At 54.3% G+C, this 4,708-nt stretch carries 1 protein-coding gene; it reads right to left on the bottom strand.

Annotation, left to right across the window (positions count from 1 at the left end; genetic code table 11):
* The coding region (locus CVT49_09910) for a hypothetical protein (GenBank protein PKK83114.1) at nt 1-4,436 on the bottom strand (4,436 nt) is incomplete at its 3' end.
* Nucleotides 4,437-4,708: the final 272 nt, after the last annotated feature.

Below are 4,708 nucleotides of genomic sequence, written 5' to 3'. Positions count from 1 at the left end.
GCGCCCCGCATCGGCTCGTAACCACAGCCGAACGGAATCTTCACCATGCCCCAACCGCCGGTCGGACTGCCGCAATCGTAATCGATAGCCAGCGAAAGTTCTTCGCTGTATCCGGCCACGTCGGTGCCGATGTCGAAGTCCATCATGGCGCCCACATAGATGTTATTCAGCGCCCCGTAACGACCGCTGAAATCGTATTTGTAAATCGCGAAATTGTTCAACAACGGCTGATCATAAGCACCAAAGACCGTGCCGCAGGCATGGAAGCCCATCGTCAACGTGTCGTTCAGCGGAGGCTGAACGCCATTGTTGCGGGCATATCCCCAGTCCCAGCTAAGGCAGTTGCCAAGGGTGTCATAATCGCACATATCCTGAACCGAATCGACGAACGCAAAAGCAACGATTTCACCCAGAACATCCTCGTAACTCGCGCCCATGTCGTTGGAAATGGTTCCCAGCAACACGTTGGTGCGATGGTTCGGAGGACAGGTCTGGTCGTAGCAGTTCTGATCCGGAAGGATACTTTCCCAGTTGTTCGGGTCGCTGTGCCAGTTGGCCGCATGCATGGCAACTCTCGCAGAGAAGATCGTCTGCTTGCCCGGGGGCCGGGTGCCGATCTGCGGACCGGCAAAAGTGCCGAGGTCGGCATCAAGCAGCTTGGTCGAGTTGAAGACCAGACCGCCGTTGGCCGCGCCGACACCAAAGGTGAAATCGACATCGTCATAGAGACAGCCGCCGACGATACCAAGAAGAATCTGCGGAACCGCATAGGCGCCGCCGTCAATCCGGGCACTGTCAAGGAAGTAATCCGGATCGTTGGAGTAAACGCGCGCATACACCGGCGTCAGACCTCTCGGAACCTGGGTGCCGTCGATGAGAATATCGATATCGATATAACTCGACGAATCATTATAGAAGCCCTGGGGCGGAACAACCGTTCCCGGAGTCGGAGCCGTCAAGCCATAAATCCATGCGGGATAGGCATAGGCCGAGTTCGACCGGACGGACATCTTGTTAACCTCAGGAATCGCCGCCATGTCGTCGCTGAGCAGAGCCTTGAACAGGTCGGCGCTGGAGCCGTATTTCTCGGCAATCCGTTCGACGCGTTCCGGGCTGACAACATTGATCGAAACGATGTTCGGCGTCGTGTTGTTGCTATTGTCTTTGAGAACAACCGAATCGATGGTCAGCGGAGCGCCGCCGGTGTTGCCGATGGCGTTCGGGAAGACAACCGTGTGGTTGTCCGGTGACCCGAACTCAACCGGTGTATAGATCGTATACTTCGGCAGATCCAGACGCGGACGAGGCTCCTGCTCTGTCAGACAGAACAGCTTCTGAATGTAACCGACCAGGAAGTGGCCGTCATCCATCGAAGGTGAATAATGGTGCATGTAGAGTGATCCGCGCGCCATACGACGGTGGAACATATCCTGACCATTATCCGAATTGTAGAATGTCAGGAAGTCTCTGTTGTTACCAACCACATACCAGTCGGGCTTCTCGGTCTCGCAGCTGAGGATACCGTCCGCAAGCCACTGAGGCTGAATACCCGGGTTGGCGGTCGTGTTGGACCACTTGACGGAACCGCTGGTCTTGCTGAAAGCAACCGGACCGCGGTATTGGCCGGAACTGACCCAGCCATTCCAGCCGGTGTTGATAACATGGCCCGCGTCGATCGCCGGACCGTTGTAATCCTGAGCATTACAGGTGGCCGCCCAGTTCAAGGCGCCGGTGCCGGCATCAATGCTGTAGAAGATACCACCGCTCATATACGGCGGATAATCCACATACTGATTGTAGCTGCTGGCGGTGAACAGAGTCGGAACGCCTTCAAAGACATCGTAAGCAACGGTGCCGGTGAAGCCTTCCGGGCCACAGTTCTCGGGATTCAGGTTGCACAATTGCTGATTGGCAAACTGCCAGATGGTCGTGCCGGTGCAGGCGTCAACGGCAAAAATATCGCCGTTGCTGATATTGGCATCGATACCGACATAGATAACACTACCGTCGGTGCTGATGCCCTTCAGGATGGCGCCGCCCAGGCTGATCGGATTGACAACCCAGCCGGCATACTTGACACCGGTCAGGGCTACCAGAGCATAAATGCTCCCGTAATCATCGGAATAGACGATGACTTCAGTTCCGCCGCAATCCACGATCACGGACGGACCGTAGGTCATAAAGTGCTGGCTGTGGAACATGAAGTTCTTGGTCCAGATCATCGCGCCGGTGTTGAGATCATAGGCCGTGAAAGCCTTGGCATCACCGCCGGCCGTGAAGACCATCGGGCCGTATCCGGCAACATCATATACGGTCGGGGTGCTGTAGCATCCGGAACCGATTTGGAAACCGTCGTGCGGCTTGTTCCAGATTCCCACGCCGGTATTGAGATCGATACAGGCCAGGTAATCAAGGAAGTAGCAGACGACTTTGTCGCCGAAGATAACGGGGCTGTTGAGGTTGCTGGGCAGACCGGTCGGCTGAACATAGGTCCAGGCCTTGGTCAGGTTGCCCTGAGCATCATCACCGAGTGAGCTGACCGAAGCATTGCTGCGGGCGAAGTCGTGGGCCAGAGTGGGCCACTGGTCGCCGGGCGAGCAGACTCTTTCGGGAAGCGGGACACAGCAGATGTAAGCCTCGAAGAGGAAGTTATTATCCAGTCCCCAGTCATCCACCATGTAGCCCCAGTTGCCGGGTCCCCAGGTTTCGCAGGAGCGGGAGGAACCGCAGCTGCCGTCATCCGATAGGGTACAAATACCTTCTTCTATGGTCGGGGCCAATGATGTAAAGCCGATCCAGACATCCTGATCGAAGACAAAACCGTCGCCGCTGTATGACGCCCAGTAATAGGATGAAGCGGTCGGGGTCGGAGTCGTGATACCGTAATCGGCCGGGGTCAAAATCTTCTGGAACAGGAGTGTTCCCGGAAGACCGCTGCCCCCGTCGGTAGCATAGACGTTCAGTTCGGTATTGGTAGTGTAGCGAGGCAGAGTATATTCGTTTCTGCTCCAATACCAACGGACATCAAAGTTCTCCAGCCGGCATCCGAGACCCGACGGGCTGAACTTCTGATAATTACCGATATCGCCATAAACATCCGGCAGGCGCCAGAAGTAAGCGGAATTGCAATAATCATAAACCCACTTACAATTGTAGAACTGGTCCTTGCACATATAGGCGTAAATCTTGAAGTTGACATCAACTCCCCAGTCGTCCAGCATCGAACCCCAGACGCCCCAGTATTCGGAACTGCGTCCGGTTCCGCAGGAACCGTTGTCGGACAGACCTGCCAGAACACCGCCGGTGACATCATTGGTCGACCAGCCGACAAAGAAGTCGCCCGTCATGACCAGATTTAACGCCGATAGATCAATTACGTTGTAGTTCGGGAACCACAACAGCGAAGCATAGGGGATCGTGGTCTGGAAGATCACATTACCCAGATCCGGGAAGCCGGAGCCGTCATCACCCCAGACAAAGACGTCGAGGTCGCCGGCCACATGATCCGCAAAGTTCCTGTATGTGGCGACTCCTATTTCCATAAGCGTCTCCGGTCCTTCGACCGAGAATCTCATGTTGAAATAGTCATCCCCGTAAGCATCGGGTTGACGCCAGAAATAAGCCGTGCCACAGCTGTAATCCTGAACGTAGCATTCGGTGTACGGGATCAGACCGCAGCAGAGATCAACACCAATCAGGTGATTGACATCGATTCCCCAGTCATCAAAAAAGGAATAGTAGCTGCCGCCCCAGTTTTCCCAGCTCCGACCCGTACCGGCTGAACCGTTATCCGACAGGATGGCCAGCGTGTCGCCGGCGACAAAATTGTCGACGGAAACGCCGATGTGGAAATCTTCACCGTCGGTGAAGACGAGGGGGCCAAGCGAGGTCAGGTCAACCGGGACATAGGCAAGACCGGAAGTGGGCAGCGAAGCGAACGGAACCACGACACTGCCGAGGACATTACCGGGATCGGGCAGGCCGAAACCGTCATCAGCGTAAACGGTGACCAGCATATCGGGGGTGCCGAAGTTGGCGCCCAGATATGTACCGTAAATGCCGATGTATGTCGCCAGCAGGGTACAGGTGTAGTCTGCCGCCGGTGTAAAGCGCATACCTTGTTCGATATCGCCGTATTTGTCCGGAATCCGCCAGTAATAGGCCGCAGCGCCGCCGGAGTAGTCGATGAAGTCGCAGAAGTAGGTGGGAGGAAGAAGAGTCGTCGGAGTGGCAACCTGCATAATATCAGCGGCAGGTTTCTGGAAAGAGGGGGTGGAGTGTTCAATCGCGGCGAGATTCTGGAACCGAGGGGCATCCTGATTGACCTTTTCAAGTGGATTCAACCCTGTGTGGGGTGTTTCGGAGCTAAGAACCGCGCTACTAAAGGAAAACAATAACCCTAAAGTAAGCATCGCGATTATCAGTTTACTAAACATTTATTTCCTCCTTAAAATTAGGAAACTTGATATTGTCAACTAAAACGAGAGAATCAACCAAACCAATCTGATATAAATTAGGTCGGCAATTTTTGGAAAATCTTTGCCTTTCTAATCCACCAATGTTGGTATCACGGCCGCTTCCCAAACCCGCTTCTTGTCCAGGGAAATGCGAGTAATATGTTTCAGTTAACAACGTCATAAAACATTCCTATTTGGAGTAAGGAGTTAATCTTTTCTCATTATTAGTTCTTGAGCAAATAACTCCCAAA

It is taken from the genome of candidate division Zixibacteria bacterium HGW-Zixibacteria-1 (genome assembly GCA_002838945.1).
In the GTDB taxonomy this organism is placed as follows: domain Bacteria; phylum Zixibacteria; class MSB-5A5; order GN15; family PGXB01; genus PGXB01.
Note: the sequence above shows the minus strand (reverse complement) of the source record. Positions and strands in the feature narration are given on the sequence as shown.